The sequence below is a fragment of the Bacillus sp. JJ1122 genome (genome assembly GCF_036964885.1).
GTDB lineage: Bacteria > Bacillota > Bacilli > Bacillales > Cytobacillaceae > Mesobacillus.
On sequence record NZ_JBALQL010000026.1, the window covers coordinates 71,943 to 93,242 of the forward strand.

At 38.9% G+C, this 21,300-nt stretch carries 20 protein-coding genes; 5 read left to right on the forward strand and 15 right to left on the reverse strand.

The window, feature by feature from the left end; translation table 11 throughout:
- Positions 1-331: 331 nt before the first annotated feature.
- Positions 332-1,081: an MBL fold metallo-hydrolase gene (locus V7201_RS15890; RefSeq protein ID WP_335377733.1), complete on the reverse strand. Its 750-nt coding sequence runs from the start codon at positions 1,079-1,081 to the stop codon at positions 332-334.
- A gap of 142 nt (positions 1,082-1,223) precedes the next feature.
- Between V7201_RS15890 and V7201_RS15895 the strand changes: the two genes are divergently transcribed.
- Entirely contained in the window at positions 1,224-1,382 is a 159-nt protein-coding gene (locus tag V7201_RS15895; protein ID WP_438825061.1) for a Spo0E family sporulation regulatory protein-aspartic acid phosphatase, read from the forward strand.
- 725 nt (positions 1,383-2,107) lie between these two features.
- Here V7201_RS15895 and V7201_RS15900 read toward each other — a convergent pair.
- The 3 genes from V7201_RS15900 to V7201_RS15910 form a co-directional block, all read right to left on the reverse strand.
- Complete coding sequence (locus V7201_RS15900; RefSeq protein WP_335377734.1) at positions 2,108-2,734, reverse strand: metal-dependent hydrolase; 627 nt, start codon at positions 2,732-2,734, stop codon at positions 2,108-2,110.
- A gap of 193 nt (positions 2,735-2,927) precedes the next feature.
- A complete protein-coding gene (locus tag V7201_RS15905; protein WP_335377735.1) occupies positions 2,928-3,251 on the reverse strand; it encodes an MGMT family protein in 324 nt (107 codons plus the stop codon).
- A gap of 54 nt (positions 3,252-3,305) precedes the next feature.
- Positions 3,306-3,935, reverse strand: a complete 630-nt coding sequence (locus tag V7201_RS15910; protein ID WP_335377736.1) for a CBO0543 family protein — start codon at positions 3,933-3,935, stop codon at positions 3,306-3,308.
- 464 nt (positions 3,936-4,399) lie between these two features.
- On the opposite strand from V7201_RS15910, the gene V7201_RS15915 reads away from it, so the two are divergent.
- Positions 4,400-4,861 carry a hypothetical protein gene (locus V7201_RS15915; protein WP_335377737.1) on the forward strand — a complete coding sequence of 154 codons (462 nt, stop codon included), beginning with the start codon at positions 4,400-4,402 and terminating at the stop codon, positions 4,859-4,861.
- Positions 4,862-4,990: 129 nt separating this feature from the next.
- Here V7201_RS15915 and ppc read toward each other — a convergent pair whose 3' ends face one another.
- The 7 genes from ppc to V7201_RS15950 form a co-directional block, all read right to left on the reverse strand.
- Positions 4,991-7,753, reverse strand: a complete 2,763-nt coding sequence (ppc, locus tag V7201_RS15920) for a phosphoenolpyruvate carboxylase (protein ID WP_335377738.1) — start codon at positions 7,751-7,753, stop codon at positions 4,991-4,993.
- Positions 7,754-8,066: 313 nt separating this feature from the next.
- Positions 8,067-8,897, reverse strand: a complete 831-nt coding sequence (locus tag V7201_RS15925) for a GNAT family N-acetyltransferase (protein WP_335377739.1) — start codon at positions 8,895-8,897, stop codon at positions 8,067-8,069.
- A 62-nt stretch (positions 8,898-8,959) separates the two neighbouring features.
- On the reverse strand, positions 8,960-9,931 hold the full coding sequence (locus V7201_RS15930; RefSeq protein ID WP_335377740.1) for a DMT family transporter: 972 nt from the start codon (positions 9,929-9,931) through the stop codon (positions 8,960-8,962).
- Between the two features lie 21 nt (positions 9,932-9,952).
- A complete protein-coding gene (locus V7201_RS15935) occupies positions 9,953-10,927 on the reverse strand; it encodes a glycerophosphodiester phosphodiesterase family protein (RefSeq protein WP_335377741.1) in 975 nt (324 codons plus the stop codon).
- A 98-nt stretch (positions 10,928-11,025) separates the two neighbouring features.
- Complete coding sequence (locus V7201_RS15940) at positions 11,026-11,457, reverse strand: RDD family protein (RefSeq protein ID WP_335377742.1); 432 nt, start codon at positions 11,455-11,457, stop codon at positions 11,026-11,028.
- Between the two features lie 26 nt (positions 11,458-11,483).
- The gene (locus V7201_RS15945; RefSeq protein ID WP_335377743.1) at positions 11,484-12,866 is read right to left on the reverse strand and encodes a M48 family metallopeptidase; all 1,383 of its coding nucleotides are present in this window, start codon (positions 12,864-12,866) and stop codon (positions 11,484-11,486) included.
- Between the two features lie 223 nt (positions 12,867-13,089).
- Positions 13,090-14,172: an FUSC family protein gene (locus tag V7201_RS15950; RefSeq protein WP_335377744.1), complete on the reverse strand. Its 1,083-nt coding sequence runs from the start codon at positions 14,170-14,172 to the stop codon at positions 13,090-13,092.
- Positions 14,173-14,363: 191 nt separating this feature from the next.
- Here V7201_RS15950 and V7201_RS15955 point away from each other — a divergent pair, with 191 nt between their 5' ends.
- Entirely contained in the window at positions 14,364-16,046 is a 1,683-nt protein-coding gene (locus V7201_RS15955) for a glycosyl hydrolase family 28-related protein (RefSeq protein ID WP_335377745.1), read from the forward strand.
- Between the two features lie 297 nt (positions 16,047-16,343).
- On the opposite strand, the gene V7201_RS15960 is transcribed toward V7201_RS15955, so the two are convergent.
- The 3 genes from V7201_RS15960 to V7201_RS15970 all read right to left on the reverse strand — a co-directional run bounded on the left by V7201_RS15960 (position 16,344) and on the right by V7201_RS15970 (position 18,948).
- Positions 16,344-17,093 carry a Cof-type HAD-IIB family hydrolase gene (locus V7201_RS15960; protein ID WP_335377886.1) on the reverse strand — a complete coding sequence of 250 codons (750 nt, stop codon included), beginning with the start codon at positions 17,091-17,093 and terminating at the stop codon, positions 16,344-16,346.
- A gap of 44 nt (positions 17,094-17,137) precedes the next feature.
- Entirely contained in the window at positions 17,138-17,962 is an 825-nt protein-coding gene (locus V7201_RS15965; protein ID WP_335377746.1) for an STAS domain-containing protein, read from the reverse strand.
- Positions 17,963-18,234: 272 nt separating this feature from the next.
- On the reverse strand, positions 18,235-18,948 hold the full coding sequence (locus V7201_RS15970) for a hypothetical protein (protein WP_335377747.1): 714 nt from the start codon (positions 18,946-18,948) through the stop codon (positions 18,235-18,237).
- 397 nt (positions 18,949-19,345) lie between these two features.
- On the opposite strand from V7201_RS15970, the gene V7201_RS15975 reads away from it, so the two are divergent.
- Both V7201_RS15975 and V7201_RS15980 read left to right on the forward strand, forming a co-directional pair.
- Entirely contained in the window at positions 19,346-19,534 is a 189-nt protein-coding gene (locus V7201_RS15975; RefSeq protein WP_335377748.1) for a hypothetical protein, read from the forward strand.
- Positions 19,534-19,728, forward strand: a complete 195-nt coding sequence (locus V7201_RS15980; protein WP_335377749.1) for a YwbE family protein — start codon at positions 19,534-19,536, stop codon at positions 19,726-19,728. The genes V7201_RS15975 and V7201_RS15980 overlap by 1 nt, the downstream gene beginning before the upstream one ends.
- A 419-nt stretch (positions 19,729-20,147) precedes the next feature.
- On the opposite strand, the gene V7201_RS15985 is transcribed toward V7201_RS15980, so the two are convergent.
- A complete protein-coding gene (locus V7201_RS15985) occupies positions 20,148-21,293 on the reverse strand; it encodes a cation:proton antiporter (protein ID WP_335377750.1) in 1,146 nt (381 codons plus the stop codon).
- Positions 21,294-21,300: the final 7 nt, after the last annotated feature.

The window sequence follows — 21,300 nt, forward strand, 5'->3', positions numbered from 1 at the left end:
ATAAATAGGTGTATTTAAAATCAACAATCAGCTTTAATAGAGCCTAGACATAAAAAAAACACCTTAATAAAAAAGGTGTTACAAACAGTAGATAAATCCGGAAAACAAGGTTGTCGTCACCCTTGTATTATTTCATAAAAGAAATAAAGACCCTTCAGTGAAATAACAACACGATGAATGGTCTTTATTAAGGGTTTTAAACCATGCAGTGGAAAAAGGAGTCTTCGCGCCTTCCATTCAAATTACGCGGTCTCATAAAAGTATCGAAAAACTGCAACTTTGACGGAAAACTGAATCTCCATTGGTAAAAGAATGTTTTTTTCTAAAGGGACTACCTCACCATGACAACTGCCTGCATTCCTTCTTCAATCAGCTGTTTTAATTGATCATTTACGTCAATGCTTGCAAGTCCTCCATGGTAGCATACTGCATTTTCAACATCGTAAGCCAAATATTTCTCCAGTGAATGGACAGCTTGTTCGATTTCAGGAGTAACATGTGCAATCGGTCCTCTCAGCTTACCATTAAAGCAAAACATCGAATCAGCTGCTATCAATGTTTTGCTAACTTTATGGTAAAGGCTGATATGCCCGGGTGTGTGTCCCGGGGTGTGAATTACTTGTATGCCTCCGCAGAAAGGAAGTTCATCACCATCCTTTAAAGCTTTCGTAATCATTGCTTTTGGCGGATTTAAAGATATTTGTTTCATCGGATACGATAATGCTTCCCACTCTTCCACTGACATCTTGGAAGGATCAGTCTTCAGTAATGGTTTTTCTCCTTCTATATAGTGAATATCAAGCTGATGCGCATATACATCAATTTTTAATTCATTTAAAATCAAGTCAATATTTCCAATGTGATCTATGTCCTGGTGTGTAAGAATGATGGCTGTCAATCTCTCGAACGGTACGCCAACACGAGCAAGTTCTTTTTTTATTTCACCTATTTGCCCAGGCAGGCCGGTATCTATCAATATGGCAGACTGGCCATCCCATAGCAAGGTTGGATTAAATACACCATCATCCCCGAAAGCCTTTAGGCTTAAATTTAGCATTTCCACACCTTCAGCAATTCTCATATGTGATCCCCCCTATATTTTATCTGACATATTAAATTCTCTTTTTCAGTGGAAAAACCTCTTTGAACTGTAAAAAAGTTCATTTAATAGACGATAATCAAAATATATGATACGTCTATAAAACGTGAGAGAGGTCGATTGAATGGAAACTGCGAAAGAAAATCTCTTAATGACAATTGAGTCTTATAGGCAGGAAATGATAAAACTCGGTTTTACAAGTGGTTTAAATAGCGCGGAAATAGTTAAAATCAGTCAAGCGCTTGATAAGTTAATAATAAAATATCAGCAGCTGCTTTACTGAAAAAACAGTTAGGTTGCTTTTATTAACAGGTTTGGATACCTGTCACTTTTTATAAAAAAATTGCTTATATTTGTTATACATGTTGTCCTGCAAAAAAGGACTTTTTGTTATGTAAGAATATTACAAAGGGTCACCTGCGTTTTTTGGCAAAGTACTGTTCTAATACTGAACTGTGTTAGAAAAATAACCGGAAAAATTCCGTTTAAATTGCGAAATACCCATATTCCCTTATGAATAAGCGGAGTTTTTTCGCTTATATGATTCAAACCTTTGGGTTTGGGCTTATTTAGATCAGTTAACCGGAATTCCTCCGCTTACCTTTATTACTTAAGCTTCCTCTTTATACATTAGCCGGAAATTCTCCGCTTATTCACTCTCATCCCTATACGAAATCATTAATGAATCATTACAGAGCCAAAGTAAAACGTGGTTTTGTAAATAAAGAGCACAGCATTTTGCAGTCCAATTAACGAAGTAACAGAAATCACTTTAACCTTACATTTCTATATACAAATTGGACCACATTTATAAGCATATATTTATCATTATTGCGTTATATCAATAAAAATTGACCATCAAATTCACATGCAAATTGATGGTCATTTTAATATACATATTGGATTTTTGTGACAAGTAAACGAACCCGTTACACTTTGATGAGCGACCTATTTTCTTAGAGTTTGTTATAACGGTTTTGTTTCAATTACAGTTAATGGTCCATTTGCTCAGAATTCTTTGGATGATAACGGCAAAAAGAATTTAACTCCTTTTTTATTAAAGGGAAGGATCTTCATATCGGCAATTAAGTGGCTGGCATAGGATAACATGCATGTGGCGAAAACCCCTTCCACCCCAATTGATTCCTGGAACCTAGTCGCTATTGCAGCGAAATATAGAGTTCCAACAATAGAGTGAGTGTAGCTGCGATGTGGTACAAAGGATGCAATGATGATGTAAAAGCCCAGCAATACTAGCCAGCTTTCCTGCAGAGAAAATCCTCCTGCGAGAACTCCCACTCCTGTTACGGTAAGCATCCTCCTTTGTGTTAAAAAGGAAGACAAAACGATCATACCCGTCCCAATGCATATTCCAAGCCATTTTTCTGAACTGCCGCCTTCGAAGAAACTATATAGAATCATTAATAAACCGATTAGCTGCGCGACCGACCTGATCATTTTATGGGATAAGGTAATTTTATTACTTAGCTTTCCATCTACGTCCACATCAGGCAGTAAACCTGCTATTCCTCCCACCACTACTAAAAACAGGGTTGCTGGCGGATCGCTTTGCAATGTGTTTGCTGTTATAAATCCAGCTGCGGCTCCTAGAGCTGTATGTATTGTTCCGTTCAAATTCTCCACCTATGCTTTCGTTTTGAAATATCATTATAATTATATTTTACTATAATGATAGCGCCAATCCCATTAGGCCTATTTCTTAAAGTGAAAGCATTTAATCCCTTTCAAAAATTCGCTGTGTTAACTCATCCATTATTATCCTTTATATTTCACGTGGTTTAAGAATCAACATGGACTTTTATGATGATTAAATGAAATCATCATAATCCATTTTCCATTGAAACTCATCAAGTGAAATCGATTTTTTGCTCGTAAATATTATTCCTTCTGCTTCAAGCATCATCTTTTGTGTGAAGAACATTTCATCATCATCAAATCCGATTTCTCCTTTTGAATTAATGACTCTATGCCAAGGAAGATGATATTTTTCGGACATTGAATGGAGGATGCGCACTACCTGCCTGGCTGCCCTGGGACTCCCTGCTGCCCTTGCGATCTGTCCATATGTCATCACGTTGCCTGATGGAATGCTTTGAATAACTTTAATTACCTTTTCAGTAAAACTCGTCATATTTCCACTCCCTTAATTTATTTAGATTATCATAAAAAACCCGGCTAGTAATGTTTATACCGAGCCAGGCAGCTTGCTTTCGTTTTCTAATGATTTGAATTTCTTAATGATTGCCCTGCAAATCAACCCTAATGACCAGTAGATTGGGAATGAGTAAATGTGTTTCCAGGTAAGTTCTTTATAAATATGTAGTAATTCCATTGAAGGCTCTGCTACAAATGCGAGAAACAAGGAAAGGATCCCTGTGGCAATGATAAATTTTTTTAAGGAAGAGCTATACCTTTGGTACACAAGCATAAAAGGGATGATAACTACTCCAACGTCATACGGATATAACTGAGGGTTAATATAAGGTGTTAATCTTACTGGGTAAGTCCACACCATTGCGTTGCTTCCAATAGAGTCCAAAAAAATGGCTGAAACCCCGTAAAATAAACCAAATGCAGTATTTTCGATCACTTTCTTTTTATCGACAACCATCCACCAAATCAGTGCAGGAACTATCGAAAGAATGACCAGAAACCACCATCTTGCAGTTAAGAAATTTTTCTCGTGCCAGTAGCTTCTTAATATTTCATGATAATTCCGTTCTGCTTTCATTAACTCTTCTAGTGAGACGGTAGACAAGACATTTGTTTTGTGCAGGAGAAACTGTCCAATAATCTCCAATGTGGAAGAAAGCATTAAATCACACCCTTTGTATATAGAGTGTGATTTTTTTGTTTGTAATATGTAGTTGCCTTAATTTTGTTTTTTTAGCTCTTTAAAAATTCTCATTAACTGTTGTGGCTCGTTGTCAGTTACATAAGAATAGAGGCCTCTGGTTGTATGCAGATAAAGAAACCCTTTAGCATCTGAGATATTTCTGAAGGAGATGTCTAATATGTCTCTTAAGTGAAAATTCTCGGAGGCTGTCGTTAATCTGTCTTCATATATTCTGATCACTTCTTTGTTTTCTTCATATTTCTGTTCATTGCCTTCTATTTTTCTATGCACCGTTAAATATATTTGTGAGCATAGCAAATGACGCACCCCTTTCCATCCAGAGAGGTTCGAACTTTGTTGATTATTATTTTACACATGTTGATTAAGAATACCTAATATATTTAACAATGATAACAAGTCTAATTATCGAAGGGGGCTGCTTTTTGAAATGCATCGGTGAATTGCTGGATCAGGAAAAGTACGGTCATGAGTGGAACATAGCTGTTTTGGAAAATAAAGAAGCGATCATGAATGTTTTTGGATTGAAAAATGAAAAATGGCTGAATGTCTGGAATATTGATTCCCGTATTTTGACCCTGTTTTATAAATCTTTTGAAGCCCCGTATGATTGGTACATCGTGGTTTACGACTATCAAGCTTTCTGTGCGGATCAGGAAATAAAAGAAGCGATCATCTGGCATGAAATTGGGCATATCAAACACCCCGTATATGAAAATCAACTGAGCATTGAAAGTGAAATCCAATGCGACGGCCTTGCGATCAAAAAAGGGCATAAAGATGGAATGCGCAAGGTCCTTGAACTTACCTTAAATATGGCTAATTCTTTAAATCATGACTTACTCACCAAAATAACAACAGAACGGCACATAAAGCTGCTAGGATAAAGCGATATCATGTAAATATGGTTTTATAGGTGAAGAGATCATAAGAAAATTCCTTTTATCATGCTAAAAAATTAAATCAATTCCCATAAAAAAGCACCAGCCAAATTAAATTGGCTGGTGCTTTTTATATCATCCTGTGTTCCGTAAACCAGCAGCCACGCCGCTTATGGTTAATAAAACCTGTGTGAGCAGCTCATCATCTGGATCTTCAACATTACGAAGTTCCTTGATTAATTCTACCTGAAGGAAATTAAGTGGATCTACATAAGGATTTCGTCTGTGGACAGAATCCTTGATGTTTGGTGTATGGTCAAGAAGTTCTTCATCATCAGTAATCATAAGCAAAATATTCTTTGTTCTTTCGAATTCCTCGACAATGTTGCCAAAAATTCTATCGGCAATTCCCTTGTCTTCTACAAGTGAGGAATACTCCTTAGCAGTCGTTATATCCGCCTTCATCAACGCCATTTGCAGATTATCAACCGTGCTCCTGAAGAATGGCCATTCCTCATACATTTCCTGTAGAAGCTGGATATTTTCTGGGCTTTTTACAGCAAAGCTTTCCAACCCTGTTCCTGCTGCATACCATGCTGGGAATAACTGCCTGCTTTGTGTCCACGCGAATACCCATGGAATCGCACGAAGATTTTCAAATTTGCTGCTATTTTTCCTGCTCATCGGTCGTGAGCCAATATTCAACTCACTTAACTCCTGTAACGGTGTCGCCTGATTAAAGTAGGTGATAAAATCTGGATCCTTAAAAACGAGTGATTGATACTTCTTTAAGGAAACAGCAGAAATCTCTTCAATTGCATCTACCCATCTGTGATCACGCAAATGACCTTGCTCGGATTCATTCAGAACATTGGCAGCTGCTTTCAGCATGGTTGAGGTAGCCTGCTCAAGGCTCCGGTAAGCAATATCTTTGAGAAGGTAGCGGGAAGAAAGCACCTCTCCCTGCTCAGTGATTTTGACCCCCTGGCCCAGCGTCTCTACCGGCTGTGAAAGAAGGCTTCGGTTTAATGGTCCGCCCCCACGTCCCAAAGATCCCCCTCTGCCATGGAAGAATTTCAGGCCGATTTGATGTTTTTTGGCCATCTCATTAATTTCAAGCTGAGCCTTATAAAGCTTCCAGTTAGCGGTCAATGTTCCGCCATCCTTACTTCCATCCGAGTAACCCAGCATGATTTCCTGCTGATCATTCATTTGTCTCAAATGGTCACGGTATACAGGCATATTGAAAAGGGTCTCCATGATTTTTGGACCTGCAGTCAAATCATCGATGGTTTCAAGCAAAGGTGCTACATTCAAGTCAGTTTCAAATGTACCGTCCGCATGCAGCCTGTAAATACCTGCTTCCTTTGCAAGTACTAGTACTTCAAGCAGATCACTTGCCGATTGGGTCATGCTTACAAGGTATACTGTGATCGAGCGTTTTCCAAATTCATTATGTGCTCGTTTGATCATTTCGAAAACCTTAAGCATTTCCTGTGTTTCGCTTGAATAATCCTCGTGCAGCAACAGCAACGGCCGCGGGTCGGCTAAAACTTTCTCTAAAAGATCCAGTTTCTCCTCTTCTGATAAGGATGGATAATCCTTACAGATTCCAACCTTCCACAAGATTTCCGCAATTGCATTTTCGTGTTCACCACTATGGTTGCGGATATCAAGCGTAGCAAGGTGGAAGCCAAAAAGCTGTACCTGGCTTATAAACTTTTGCAAGGTTTTAAGCTCATGGTGTGCAGGATGATGGAGGTAAATGCTTCGCTTAATGATCATAAGATCTTCTAGCATTTCTTCTGAAGAATGATAGCCAATTTCAGATTTCCCCGCTTGTCTGAGTCTTTCAAGAATGACAGCAAATTTCCTGCGATACATTTCACCATCAATTGTCCACTTTTGATCCTCAGTCAGGTATCTCTCTTCATCTTGTAAAACGGATTGCTTTAATTCATCACTTACAGCTGCACGAGTTGTAGACTGGCTGAAGCGTTTCATTAAATCAACAAGAACAGCCTTATATTTTTTTAGTACAAGTCTTCTTTGTCGCTCCAATGTCTCCCATGTGACTTCAGGTGTAACGTTTGGATTGCCGTCCCTGTCGCCGCCAATCCATGAGCCAAATCGCAGAAAGTGCGGAACTTCCCACTCGTGATCAGCATAATGTGCTTTTAGACTTGTTTGAACCTCCTGATGGATTTCAGGCAAAACATCGAAAAGTGTTTGATCAAAATAATATAGACCATTTCTTACTTCATCTATTACAGTAGGCTTTCGATCTCGCAATTCATCTGTCTGCCAAAGGACAGAAACTTCGTTAAACAAGCTTTCCTCAATCTTTTCTCGTTCTCTTTTTGACAGGATTGGATTATCCAGGCTTTTCAAAATGTCAGCGATCCTTTTTTGTATTTCCAATATGGAACGCTTTGTGGCTTCTGTCGGATGTGCGGTAATAATCAATTCCAAAGAGATTGTATTAAGTACATCCTGGATAATATCTGAGGTTATTTGGTTTTCTTTTAGTGAAAGGATTGCTGCTTCGATGGAGCCTGGCTGGGCACTGATTTCTGATTTCATTAAATAGTCACGGCGCCGACGAATGCGGTGATTTTGTTCAGCTGCATTTATTAAGTGGAAATAGACTGAAAAGGCGCGGATAATATTTGTACGCATAGGAATAGACAATTTAGCAATTTCATCTTTTAATGCTGTATAAGTTTCGCTGTCATTGTCAGTCCTTAGCGTTTTACACATAGCTCTAATCTTCTCTACTTTTTCAAATAGTTCAACTCCGCCATGGTAAACTAGTATGTCCCCAAGGATGTTTCCAAGCATTTTTACGTCTTTACGCAATGGCAAACTGCTGTCGTTCACTTCGATTCCTGATGTCATTTTGTCACCTTCCTAAGACTAGTGGGAATTTTTTAAATATTAATATAACATAAAAATGCAAACAATGTGAAATATTATGCATATTTCTTTTTAATTAAGGTGTTTACCTTTATAAAAAATACCCTTTATTAATGAAACTAATCTAACCTTATCAATAAGTGTACGAATAAACGCTTCAATTATCCAAATTATGCTCTTAATAATGTCAATTATTTCGAAGTGGCTTGGAGCCTCCTAATACGATAATCCGGCGATTTATATGACAAAATTAAAGACCTTTCAACAATGGTCCTTAAGTTGTATAATATATTATTTACTGGCCTACAGGAATGACTTTTGCACTGGAAGAACGTTCATAAAATTCAATTGGGCCTGCACCGCTAATGATGATTTGTGTGTAACCTTGCATTTTCATTTCATATAGGCAATGATGCAGCAATGAGTAGCCGACACCCTTTGATCGATTGCCCATGGCCACCCCCATCGGACCAAAACAGCCTTCCACGTTTCCAACATTGAATGCTGCAAAACCGATAATGGCTCCTGCAGGATCCGTGGCTATAAAAATAGATGGTTTCGTTTTATCCAACCCTAACCTAATTGATTCCGTCCATCTTCCGGAAAATTCATGTTCAATTAACTGGATTAACTTTTCAGAATCAGCTGGACTGACTTTTCGTATGTTCTGGTATTTTAATTGGGGACAAGAGTATTCGGTTAAATCCACCATCATGTCTCTAGAAACCGTAGCATTAGAGAGGAGGAAGTGTCTTTGTTCTAAAGTTAAATAATCCTCAACATAGCCTGATTTTATTAATGCTCTCAACACATGCCCTTCATTTAAAAAAATCTGATTGTAACCCTCCATATAGCTGACTGCTTCCTCTAGTACCTGTTCAGTATCTAAGCTGACAGGCATATTAAAATGTTCATAAGAAGTGCCGGAATTTTGAACCACTGCTGGAGTTACTGTACTTTTTATCGAATTTACATTTATGCCAGAATGATGTATGGCCTCTTTTACAGTGAATGAGTCTTGCTCCAGACAGCCAATCAATAAATGTACAGGCAAAATGGATTGGCTGTTTGTCCTTTGGCATTCCGCCTCAGCAAGGATAATGGCCTTAGCCATTTGTTTTGTCAATTTAACCCTTCTGCTCCGCATGTCCAAGCCCCATTTCTATAAAAATGCTTTTATATTGATGTTCACGCGCTTGCTCGATTATTAACCTCTTTGTTTTTTTCTCTGTGAGATTGATAGCTATGCAAGGCCATACCGCCCATTACGATGATGATGCCCAGCCATGATAGTAATGAGGGAAGGGCGATCGATAAGATGGCAATTTCACCTGCCAAAGCGAACAAAACCTCCATCGCCTGGGTTGCTTCGACAGCTGCCAGCCTTTGCATATCTCCCCTCACAAGGTCTGTTGCCTTAAAAAACAGAACAGTAGCGATCACGCCTGAACTTATCGCTACCAGGAGGGATTGTATACTTTGATTTAAAGTGGGCGGTCCTTCGGTAAACAGACCAAATAATGACAGCATAATCCAGAAGGGCAGACTTGCAAGCGTCATTCCCAAAACTCGCTGGTAGGCATCCAGCCCTCCGTTTGTCACATCCATCATTTTACGGTTGCCTAATGGATAAGCAAATGAGGCGAACAATACAGGTACTATGCCCATTAGCATCACTTTCAGACTGATCTGACTTGTATGCTCCAATTGCATTAAGACGATGCCTAAAAGAATGACCAATGACATACTCAAACCTTTAAAAGGTATTTTAGCCCGCGCTTTTATCACTCCATGGTTCGTTTGGATCATTTCGTAAAAAAAAGGGGCAAGCAAGGCGCCAGAGATAATCGTGATTTGCCACGTCCCAGCAATCAGCCAGCCAGGTGAATATGCTGCTGAAAAGGTCAAGGGTGCGTAGAACAAACCAAAGCCAACAAAGCTCCACAGCAACCATGCGCCAGGATTCTTTTTCATTTCCCTGATTAATTGTTTGAAGTTCTTTCTTGCCAGCACTATGGCCATCAGGAATGGAATCATAAAAATATACCGTAATGATGCGCTCCATATCCAGCTTCCGCCTGATAATTCCATCGACTGGTTCAGCACGAAAGTAAATGCAAAAAAGAAAGCTGCTAAAATGCCTAAAAATATTGGTCCCATTCCCTCACCTCTTGATTGATGTTAATGATCGGTTTTAACCTCTGGGGCGATGTTTTGAATCCTGTTTGTCCATATGACCCCTGAAAAGCCTTCAGGCAGACGCACAAGGTCTTCAGTTGTGTCGAATCCTGTAGAGAAGTCCCTATCGTCTCCGCCTACAATGATGGTTCTTATATTATTTTTTTTCATTCGGTCTATGAATTTTTCCGGCCATCCCCAAATCCATGGGCCGATTTTTTCTGGTATATGCAGCTGGGTATTTTTGCATGCTCCTGGAACATATCCAGTCCAGCCGAATGCCAGGTAAGGCAATAAACAGCTTTTCAACGATTCTTTTGACATAACACGCGTGTTAGGCAACATTGCCTTTAATGCTGCGACTGGCTGGTCGCCTCCATATACAGAAATATGTTCTACAGAGTTTTCAGGATAATGCTTCAGGTAATTGGCCAGCTGCCTTCCTTCCTTAGGGTCATTGCTTTTAACATGGATCAGCAGCTCTTTTCCTGAAAATGTTTTTAATACCTCATCGAGAGTAGGCATCATACCAATCCCTTTACCACGAAACGGATAGGTTTTTCCCTCGTCAGCGGTGTAACCATAACCGATATCAAGCCCCTTCAATTCAGCAAGGCTATGCTCCCTTGTTACCCCATTGCCATTAGTACGGCAATCCAATGTCCAGTCATGGAACACGACAAATTCACCATCATTGGTGGGTTGGACATCGAGCTCAACGATATCTGCTCCTGCTTCAAATGCTGCATCCATTGAAAGGATTGTATTTTCCAGAAAATCGTGTTCAGGCTTATGTATGCGTTCAGCTGTACATGTGTCTCCAGTGATTCCTTCCATTTTGAAGGTCTGGGCAACTCCTCTGTGTGCGAGCAAGAGTGGCTCCTGTTTATTAGACGAAAATAGGTTGGTGTTGTTGAGGAAAGCGAACATGGTGATAATGAACAGAAGGATTGTCATTTTTCTTTTTAAAAATTTCATTTGTCGCCTCCAATCTTTTTCAATATATCATACTAATTGTCTGTAAATCACCAAGTTTTCTTATAGAAAAAACGCCTGGCATCGCCAGACGTTTTCCCTTACATTACCTTCTGTTCATAATTAATTTCGTTTGGTTTTTCATATGTTACATATGTTCCAGCAATAAAATCGTGAATCGCTCTTTTGTCTTTGCGGAGTCCCACCATAAACGCGCTGACGATGACACCAATCCCCAATGTTAAAAGATATACAAGGCCAGATACAACTGTGCGCATCAGCATTGTGCCAAAGCCAAGCTTCTCTCCATTGACTTTAGCGATTCTGACGCCGACGATTTTTTTGCCAACTGTGTATCCTGACCATACGACAGGAACAAGCAGAGTATAGAGAAGATTAAGAGTAGATGAAAATCCACTATCCTCGGCACTGCCTGTAACTAAATAACTGATGATGGCAATCGGTATTCCGATAATCAATCCATCTAAAATGGATGCACCTACTCTTACCCAAAATCCTGCAGGTCTGTTCATGATTATTTTCCTCCTGTTATATTCATTTATTTTAATAAATCTGCAATCTCCTGCTCGCCTGATTGCAAGGCGTGCATTCGAGCAGTCATTCCCGAATAATCTTTGGTGCTCGGGTCTGCGCCGAAATCAAGTAATAGTTTAACAGCTTCAATATTCCCGCTGAAAACAGAATAAGTAAGCGCTGTGTAACCACCGCTCGTTTCCTGGTATTGGGGGTCACCGCCTGCTTCATGAAGCATTTTAATCATAGATGGGTTGCCTGCTTCTGCGGCAGTCATGAAAGGAGTCATCCCGTAATCCGTTTCAAAGTTCGGATCGGCTTTCCTTTCAATCAGAAGTTTTACCATAGGCTCATTGCTGTCCTTAACAGCCCAATCTAAAGGTGTATAACCATTATAATCTATAGTGTGGATGTCTTCGCCATTCTCGATTAACTTTTTCGTTTTAGACAGGTCTCCAGCAACAACTGCCTCGATCAGAGGGGATTCCTCGCCCTCGTCCATCCATCCTTCCTCTTCATATAAAGCTTCAGAGTCAAATAAATTAATAGCGTAATAGCCGCCTGCTCCTAAGATGGTAAAGGCCATTATTGAAGCCGCAACGTATGCAAGAGCTGCCTTCGATTTCTTACGACGGATGAAAATTTGATCTGTTTCGCCAAAAAAAACGCTGATTTCATTAATCCGTTTTGGCAGTGGCGGATGTGTCGATAACACTTCAGCTAACCAGACAAAAAATCCTTTCTCATGATTGATTTGGTCAAGATATTCAGCTCTGTTGACTTTCCCGTACATTGTTTTACCAATCGCCAGGATTGTCAAACTGTTTTTAGCAGCAGAATTATTGCCGGTATAGTAGGCCGCATATCGATCACACGTAAACTCACAAGCTCTCAAATACATTTCTGCTATTCCAGGGATCCACATTGATGGGAGTATAAACATCATCTTACCAAGATGATTCCGTTTAATATGGGCAAGTTCATGAGCAAGGACGAAATTAAGTTCCTCTTCTGCACCATGTTCCACGAGGTCAAAGATCTCAGAATAAACGACCACCATATTACGTCCAAAAAAACGTGTTGCAAAAGCGTTCATTACTCCACCTGACTGCAGGACATAGATATCCGGCATTTGTTTGAAGTCCATCTTTACACAAAGCTCTTCAACCGTACTATGAATAAGCGGAAATTGATTCGCACCAATTTTCACACCATTCAACCGGATGTGGCCGATCATCAAGGCATGCAGCAAAAGTGAGACCGTCATAAAAGCCACAATAACGAGAAGTCCAACAACAGATAAAGCAAAAAGAATATAAGATACAATACTAATACATAATACAATCCAAAAATATTTATTCTCATTTTTATGGATCAGTTCATTTTGTGTGTAGGTCTGTGTAGTCATGTTTGGAAGCTCTCCTTAGGCACAATTATAATGATTATAGGAGAAAATAAAGATTTGGTATAGATGTTTTTTATAGGTATGTATTCCTTTTTTATCCACCTGACTAAAGCGCCGTAAAATGACCCTCAATAATTTAAAGAAATTAACAGAGAAATACATATGCAATTTTTGTGGTTGTGACATCTTATTTGTTTGAAAATAAAAATGAGGACCATATTGGCCCTCATTTTTTTAATAAAACCCTTGGATTCTTTAAAATAGCTCTTAAGCTTGCTTTTTCAACATGCTGTTTTTTCTTTTGGTACTGATCAATCAAATCATTTAAGCGTTCAAGCTGGAATGCATAATCAAAGATAACTGAGCCAATAATTACAAGGCGGAGTTTATGTTCTCTTTCATAAAACGTATCCTCCATTATTCCTTCGAGAAATTGACCGCTTTCTTCAAGGAGATCTGCTTTATCGATTTCTTTAATTTTTCCAGCATATTTCAGTAAGATCATTTCATGATAATTGATCAATTCTTCAAGATGGTGATCAAACTCCCTCGTTTCCTCTAGTTCAGGCCTACTCTGGAAAAAATGGTCTTCAATGATATCAAGAAGCTTAAGGCCCTGCTGCAGACAGGCAAGCATCTGTTTAAAAACGACTATTTCCCGGACATCTAATGGTTTGAGCTTCGAAATTTTTTCGCGTTCCTCATCAAGGATTTTGTATAGGTCTTCTAATTTGGATACATCTTTTTTAAGCTGACTCCATTGGTTCTGGAATGTTTTTTCAGTCAATTCATTCGATATGGCAGTTCGCATCAGCAATGACATAGTCCTGAAACTTGAATCCATTTTTTCACTGAAATTTTTATTATAATTCGGTGGAGAGATGATGAGATTCACTAAAAATGCCGATCCCATCCCGACAAGGACAATAATGAATTTATTCCCAGCCGCGACAATCCCTTGGAATTCCTGTGAACTCATCATGACTAACACTGTAATCAATGTTAAGGAAATCGAGCCTTCCATTTTAAGCTTTAAACTTATAATAATGACGATGACCATTACAAGTCCGATGACGATTGGGCTGTTGCCAAACAAGTAAATTGAGCTTACTGCAATAATTGCTCCTAGTGTATTCGCCTGGAATTGTTCCATCACTTGTTTCCATGATCGGTAAATTGAGGGCTGAATCGTAAAAGTTGCTGCAATCGCAGCAAATACAGGAGGTTCCAAGCCCAGCCATTTTGTTATATATAAAGCGAGCACCACAGCAAGCCCTGTTTTTAAAACTCGTGGTCCTAATGTGATCAATCAAATCCCCCACTAATCAAAAGAATTCTTCCATTCTATAATTACCTTGTTCCAAAAAATGAAACACATCTTTATCATACCTGATTTAATTCCTAACATAAAAGGATACGTTAATTCCTTTTGAAAAGGTTATCAGCTATGAGAGCGGGAAATAATAATCATAGCAGCAGCTTTACAAAGGTGGGAATACGATGATCAAATTAGAAAGAAATCACAATCCTAAAATGAATGGGCAACTAATCTCAAAAATTACTGGAAAAGAATCGATTATTGAAGATTTAGTGAATGAAACAAAGGCTCTTTTTCTTGAAGCGAGTAAGGATTATTCTCCTGCGCTTGCCCGTACTTCGACTGTTATATCATCCTTATTCACTAATTTCAGAGCGACCTTAAGAAAAGTTGCTCTGACTAAATCAGCATTCGACGAATTTGACCAATATGATACGATCGTGGATCAAAACGGGAATGTGTATCCAGAATGGATCGAACTTTTAAAAGATGAGTATAATCATCTATTAACTGAAATAAATCGAGAGGTTCATATTGAGGATTATGGAGCAGTTGGTGATGGAATGACGGATTGTACCGAAGCTTTCCGGATGGCTCTTGGCAAGGGGCGTGTAAAGGTATTCATACCTGAAGGCGTCTTTGTCACAAGAGAAATTAAGCTCCCTTCCTGGAGTGCCCTAGTTGGTGCGGGTAAAGGGAAAACGACGATAAAACTGCATGAATCTGCACCTAAAGGCACCAGGCTTGTTACGAATCGAAATCACCGTACAGGTAACCGGAATATTTTTGTAAAAGGCATGACTCTTGATTGGAATGTAGAGCGCCTTGGAAACGTGGAGAAGACCAGTACATGGGGGAATCACTCGAGCTGCCTCTTATATGCGAATGTTAAATTTGGCTGGGTAAAGGATATCGAAGGAATCAATCCGGGCCTTCATTGCTTTGATATATCCTCCCCTCTCTACAATTATTATGGTGACGGCTATCGTGCCCGAGGAGGCAGTGAATATATCTGGCTGGATAATCTTACGGGTTATGGTTTTGGTGATGATGGTATTACCACGCATCATAGTGATAATATCTTTATCTCAAATAGCCATATGTGTGATCCTAGCGGCAGGGCTCATAAAAAAGGATTTTCCAATTCGAATGGGATCGAGATTGATGATGGTTCACGAAATGTTTGGCTAGTGAACAATTCAAGCGCAAGATGTTTTGGCGGCATAGAAATAAAAGCCCACCACACCTCATCTGCTGCGAACAATGTGGTCATCATTGGCCATATTTCTGTAAATGATAACCGTTCCTACAATTTCCGACACATTGGTCATCATAAGGAAAGTGATCCGGAATCCAAAACGGCGATCAACATAAAAGCAGCCAATATCGTTTCAATTAATCCTATTTATACTGATTTATACGCAAATTCCTCCCCTCGCGCGATGGTAATTTCAGCATATAAAAATGTTGCAGTGAATCACTTTTATGTCATCGGAGATCCACAATATGATTATGGGGACGAACCGGTCATCGCCATTCAATATCGCTCGAGAAATGTGGTTTTCAATAATGTCCATGTCAGTGGGTTTATCAAAGCAAACAATGATATTAGGGTTTTTGGCGGTGAACATCACGCAGATAATGTAAAAATCCGTAATGTGTTTGTCAGGCATTCAGCACCTAAAGCGATTCATATTGGAAAAGGAATTGAGAATGCAACAGTTGAGAAAATTGTTGCGGAAGCAGTTAACGGAAAATCCGTGGTTGAAGTGGCTGGGAAAAATGCTCAAATTGCTGAGATTGAAGCAAAAGGATTTAAATTTGCCGTTGTGCAATCCGGGGGAAAGAACAGCACGATTGGTTAAAAATAGAAATAAAAGCGAATCCTTTATGGGTTCGCTTTTATTTCTTTTTTGTATTTGGCTCTGTTAAACANNGGGGCTGGCGCTGAGCCTCCTCGTGGCTTCGCTCCTGAGGGGTCTCACCTGTCCAGCTGCGCCCGCAGGAGTCTACGCGCCTTCCACTACAATCAACAGGGTTTAAAAATCAACATTCAGCTTTAACAGAGCCTTGTTTTTAAGAAACCTATAATGTACCCCTTTTGGAATATTTCTCTTTCACCAATACAAAAAAAGAAGCAGAGCTTACCTGCTTCTGTAGAATTATGATAGAACCCATTTCTTGATTGCCTGCGCGACTCCGTTTTCGGTGTTTTTTCCTGTAATGTCGTCCGCGGCTTTTTGTACTGTTTCCTGTGCATTGCCCATGGCGATGCCTAATCCAGCCTCGGTAATCATGGCAATATCGTTCAAGCTGTCGCCGACTGCCATAACATTTTCCATTGAAATACCAAGCAGGCTGCAAACCTTTTGCAGACCTTTTGCCTTGTTGATTCCTATTGCATTTACTTCAATATTGACCAGGCTTGAATTACTAATTTCAAAAAAGCCTTTAGCCTCCAGCTCTTTCAGCACTTTTTCACGGATGGCATCTTCTTCGATGTGGAAGCCAAACTTTAACCACTCTTGTGAAAGGACATCTTCTGGCATTTCATTGTTCCAGTTATTTTCGGTGCTGATTGCCCAGAACTTCGCGTTGTTCTGTCTGGATAGATCATGCATCCATTGGATATGCTCTGTGGCGACGGGAGTCCGTTCCACAAGTTCTCCATCCGGACCCCAGATTTCACTCCCGTTCACAGTCACTAGATAGGACGATAACTCAAGCGATAAAACATAATCTTTTGCAGTTTTCAGGCTTCGGCCAGTACTTAGTACAACTTTAACTCCTCTGTTCTCAGCATCTTTGATTGCCTGTCGATTTTCATCAGAAACCTCGTGATGTTCGTTTAATAGCGTTCCATCCATATCCAGTGCGATCAGTTTTATTTCTGGTCGTTTTTGTTTCAAAATTGTCCTCCAATCTCCTTTTCTAAATCAAGGAGTGAGTTATAAGACTAATTATTGTTATTTATACTTTCGATTGCTTGTTTGACAGTTGAGAACGTTTTAATACTAGAGAAATCCACGCCTCCTTCTACAGCAGCCTGAGCCAGTTCAGGTCTCATTCCTGTAGCGATGGAGTCCACTCCCAATAGTCGGAGCACATTATGGATATCGAATACATGCTTGGCAATTGTAGCATCGATTGTAACAATACCTGAAAAATCAATGATCAGACATTGTATTTTTTGTTTTGCGACTAAGGGTACAGCACGTTCCATGATAAGGGTTGCCCGGTCATGGTCCATCTTCCCAACAAGTGGCAAGACTGCGATATTTTCCTGGACGGGGACAACAGGAGTCGAAAGGATATTAACTTCGTCCTGTACTTCCTTCATGAGTTTTGAATTTTGTCTTTCAAATGCGAATACAGTTTCATTAATGCTTATATCAAGCATGTTGTTTACTCTCTTATTAATCCAAATTAAGTCCTCGACTTTAAGATCATGTCTTAAACAAATCTCAGCCATTTTATCAATGAATACAAGTCTTGTTGGCGGATAACGGAGGATTATGTCTGAAACTCTTCCCCCTTTTGCTGCTTCTCGTTCCCCATTATTTCGGCTCCATTCAAGTAATGCTTCAGGAGTTGTTTCATCAGAGTTTTTTATGGTTTCACCCAGAAAACCTAAATACTCAGTATAAACTTCAATCGCCTGGTTGATCTCTAACTGTGGTATTTCAACCCCGATCTTGTCGATGATCTTTTCGACCATTTCCTTTGATATTTGTTCGGAATTTTGCTGTAGTTCATTCGCCACCGCTGTAATTGAATTCACCCTGGTCACTTCCCTTTTTTAACTCTAATCGTTTAATTAATGATTTCGAATTATCATGTCAAATCCAGTTTTAACAATAGAATACACTTTTATTTAAAAATTATCTTCTCTCAAGCTAATGATATTTGATAGAGAATACAAAAATAATTACGTTGACCTAGGAAGATATTACTCATTTTAAGCAGCTAAATGCAAATGAATGAGTGATTAATTATCTTTATGTGAAAAAACACCGGCTTGAATGACCGATGTTTTTTCACATAACTACTTTATTAATATTCCTTTGATATTCGGGTGGATACAAAGAACTCTTTCTCTGGTTTCATCCATTTTGTACCCTTATCGGACACTAGATATATTCCCTTATCTAGATCATAATAGACTTCAATATGGAAGGACCCCACTTCTATTGTGCTTTTTCCTCCATAAGGAGTTCTTTCTTTATTCTGGTCAAATGCTCCATTTATCATTGAAATAATGTCACTGATGGTCTTTTTATCGGTTATTTTAAAACAGTCTTTACTTCGCTCGGGCTGTTCGTTAATACATATTGACTCAGGCTCTTTTTCGATCCATGCTGTTGCAATCATTCTCTCTCTCTTATCAAAAATAACTTCGGTCTGATTCTGATTCTTAAAATATCCTGCTCCTATATACAACTCCCATTTCTGCCCTTTTTTATGCCAGGTAGACATGAAGCCAGCCCCATCCTCATTATGATAGTCAGAGGACTGGACAGAGACTTCTTCCCAGCCGTTTTCGGGGAGAACCTTCTTATAGTATGCCAATATTTCTTCCCAATGATCACCTTCTATGACATACTCAGGACTACCATCAGGACTTAATCCTTTATATAGAGGAACATCTTTCGAGCGTTCGGGTATAAAACTCTGGCCTGCATAGCGTTCTTCCCTTTCTTTCTGGAAAATAAAAAAACCTCCTGCTACTAAAAGTAAACCCAAAATAACGAGTAATGTTCTTTTCATTGCCAATCATTCCCCAATATGTTTTATTTTTATAATAATGCAAAAAATGGGAAAATAAAATATGCAGTTAGTCTGACTCTTAGTTTTGGTTGTATTAAATATTATCTATTTCGGGACTCGGTGGATCTTCATATCCGTAGTTGCCAATTAAATTTTAGAACAATAGAAAGACCTTATATTTAAGGTTCCAGTTTTTGAAAAAGATACAATTCGTTTATCAGCGATTGAAATCCCCAGACTAGGTTTATAGATCAACATAAATAGAAAAGACTGTAGACAATCTTGTTTTCAGAGATAGTCTACAGTCTGAGACCATATATGAAAGGTCCTCATTCCCTTTTTATCTAAAAAGGATTATACTGTATTTACTAAAATTAATGTTCAGGAGGCACTCTAAATGACAAACAATACTGAAGAACCAAAGAAAAAGTTAAGCTTGCAGGAAGCAATTAAACAACAGCTTGAAAATAAAAAGAAAAACGCAGCTGGTGGTAAAGGCAGTTCAAACCACATGGACCAAACAAAGAAAATGAAGAGCCAGCAAACGAAAAAAGTAAGCAACCAGCGCAGAAAAATGGGTGTGTAATGACCGGACAAAACCGAAAGGACATCACACCAGGTCTAAAAGTGAACATTGTTCTAAAAGAGGATCAAAGATCGGGTAAACTTACAGCAGGAGTTGTAAAGGACATACTTACCAATTCAAGTACTCACCCACATGGCATTAAGGTCAGGCTTGAAGATGGACAGGTTGGCAGAGTGAAGGAAATAGTAAAATAAAAAAAAGCATTAAAGGATGATTTCCCTTTAATGCTTTTTTTATTTGCGCGTTATTAGAAACCGTTGCAATTGTTGTTTGTGGCTTATCAAACCAATAGGCCATAGTGGTGTTCTGTTTTTCCAAATTATGTTTATTTAAGTATCCAAGAGGCTTTATTGGCGCTTCATTTTTCCAAATTTTGTTTATTTAAGTATCCAAGACACCTAATTGGAGTTCCGTTTTTCCAAATTTTTCGTTTTTCAAAACCAAGAGACGATATTGAAGCTCTTTTTTTTAATTTTTCCATTTTTAGAGTAACAAGAAACCTTATTGGAACTCTTTTTTTCAAATTTTTTTTTTTTCACGTAGACTACAGGCCATATTGGTGTTCGGATTTTCCAAGATTTTCTTTTTTAAATAACCAAGCCTCAATATATTTTCAGCTAGTCTTCTCCTTCACTTTTTCAACAATTATTTTATTGAGTTTCGGTGCCAATTGGAACAGTATAGTTCCAATGAAGGCGATCACCAGAATATAGATGCTTGCAAACATCTTTAATTCTCCAGTGGCTAGTGCTGCGATTATTACTGAAAATTCTCCGCGTTGCGTTAAAGATAAACCGGCTTTCAAGGAATAGCTTCTTGGCAGGCCAAACCATTGACCGCCAAAATATCCGACGATTAACTTATGAACCAAAGACCATAGAATCAGGACAACAAGTAACCCAGCATGAGGTATATCAGTAGTCAGCTCAATATGGAGCCCGAAATTCAGGAAAAAGAAAGGAAGAAAAATATTCCGTACTGGCAAAGCCACTTTTTCAACCTTATCCTTAATGGATAACTCCGATAGCATCATTCCTGCAAGGAAAGCACCAATTACTTCAGATAAACCAAGAAACATGGCTATACCGCCATACGTTAAAGCAATTCCTGTGATTAAAACGATGAAAATATCATCCTGCTTAATGTCCTTCAGTATCGGTTCAGCTTTCTTAAAAACTATTCTAGCGAAGAAAACAGCCACTCCAGCAAGCACGGTTATTTTCAGAATGATAAATAAGAAATCTTTTATTGTAAAGCCTTCACCCGTAAGGCCGATCAGAACAGTAACAAGAATAGGAGCAATCAAATCTTCAAAAACAAGAATGAGGAGCATAAATTCTGATTCTTTATTTTCAGTTCTATTTTTATCTTCAAGGAGTTTAGCGGTTATGGAAGAACTTGTAGCGTAAACGATCCCTCCCACGATTAAGGATGAAACCCAATCAAGGCCGAAAAGATAACTTATTCCTGCTGTTACAAGGATCCCAAGAACAGCGTCGAGCAAACCGCCCTTCCATACTTTCCCGCTATTACGGATGAGTCTGTTAACGGAGAACTTCATCCCTAGCAGAAAAAACAACAGAACCAAACCAATCTCTCCAGCAGCCTCTATTACCCTGGATTCATCAAGAAAAGCGGATAAAACAAGACCGAGCAAAATATATAATAATATATCGGGGATTTTAATTATTTTGATGCCGATGATGCCAATTAGGAACAAAACCAGCAGGAAGAGACCGATGGCCAACGTCAAATTCAAAGAGCAA

Bases quoted from the DNA above. Each gene is read 5' to 3' on its own strand.
- V7201_RS15890 (WP_335377733.1), bottom strand. From the start codon at position 1,081: ATGAGAATTGCTGAAGGTGTGGAAATGCTAAATTTAAGCCTAAAGGCT.
- V7201_RS15895 (WP_438825061.1), top strand. From the start codon at position 1,224: ATGGAAACTGCGAAAGAAAATCTCTTAATGACAATTGAGTCTTATAGG.
- V7201_RS15905 (WP_335377735.1), bottom strand. From the start codon at position 3,251: ATGACGAGTTTTACTGAAAAGGTAATTAAAGTTATTCAAAGCATTCCA.
- V7201_RS15910 (WP_335377736.1), bottom strand. From the start codon at position 3,935: ATGCTTTCTTCCACATTGGAGATTATTGGACAGTTTCTCCTGCACAAA.
- ppc (WP_335377738.1), bottom strand. From the start codon at position 7,753: ATGACATCAGGAATCGAAGTGAACGACAGCAGTTTGCCATTGCGTAAA.
- V7201_RS15930 (WP_335377740.1), bottom strand. From the start codon at position 9,931: ATGGGACCAATATTTTTAGGCATTTTAGCAGCTTTCTTTTTTGCATTT.
- V7201_RS15935 (WP_335377741.1), bottom strand. From the start codon at position 10,927: ATGAAATTTTTAAAAAGAAAAATGACAATCCTTCTGTTCATTATCACC.
- V7201_RS15940 (WP_335377742.1), bottom strand. From the start codon at position 11,457: ATGAACAGACCTGCAGGATTTTGGGTAAGAGTAGGTGCATCCATTTTA.
- V7201_RS15945 (WP_335377743.1), bottom strand. From the start codon at position 12,866: ATGACTACACAGACCTACACACAAAATGAACTGATCCATAAAAATGAG.
- V7201_RS15955 (WP_335377745.1), top strand. From the start codon at position 14,364: ATGATCAAATTAGAAAGAAATCACAATCCTAAAATGAATGGGCAACTA.
- V7201_RS15970 (WP_335377747.1), bottom strand. From the start codon at position 18,948: ATGAAAAGAACATTACTCGTTATTTTGGGTTTACTTTTAGTAGCAGGA.
- V7201_RS15975 (WP_335377748.1), top strand. From the start codon at position 19,346: ATGACAAACAATACTGAAGAACCAAAGAAAAAGTTAAGCTTGCAGGAA.
- V7201_RS15980 (WP_335377749.1), top strand. From the start codon at position 19,534: ATGACCGGACAAAACCGAAAGGACATCACACCAGGTCTAAAAGTGAAC.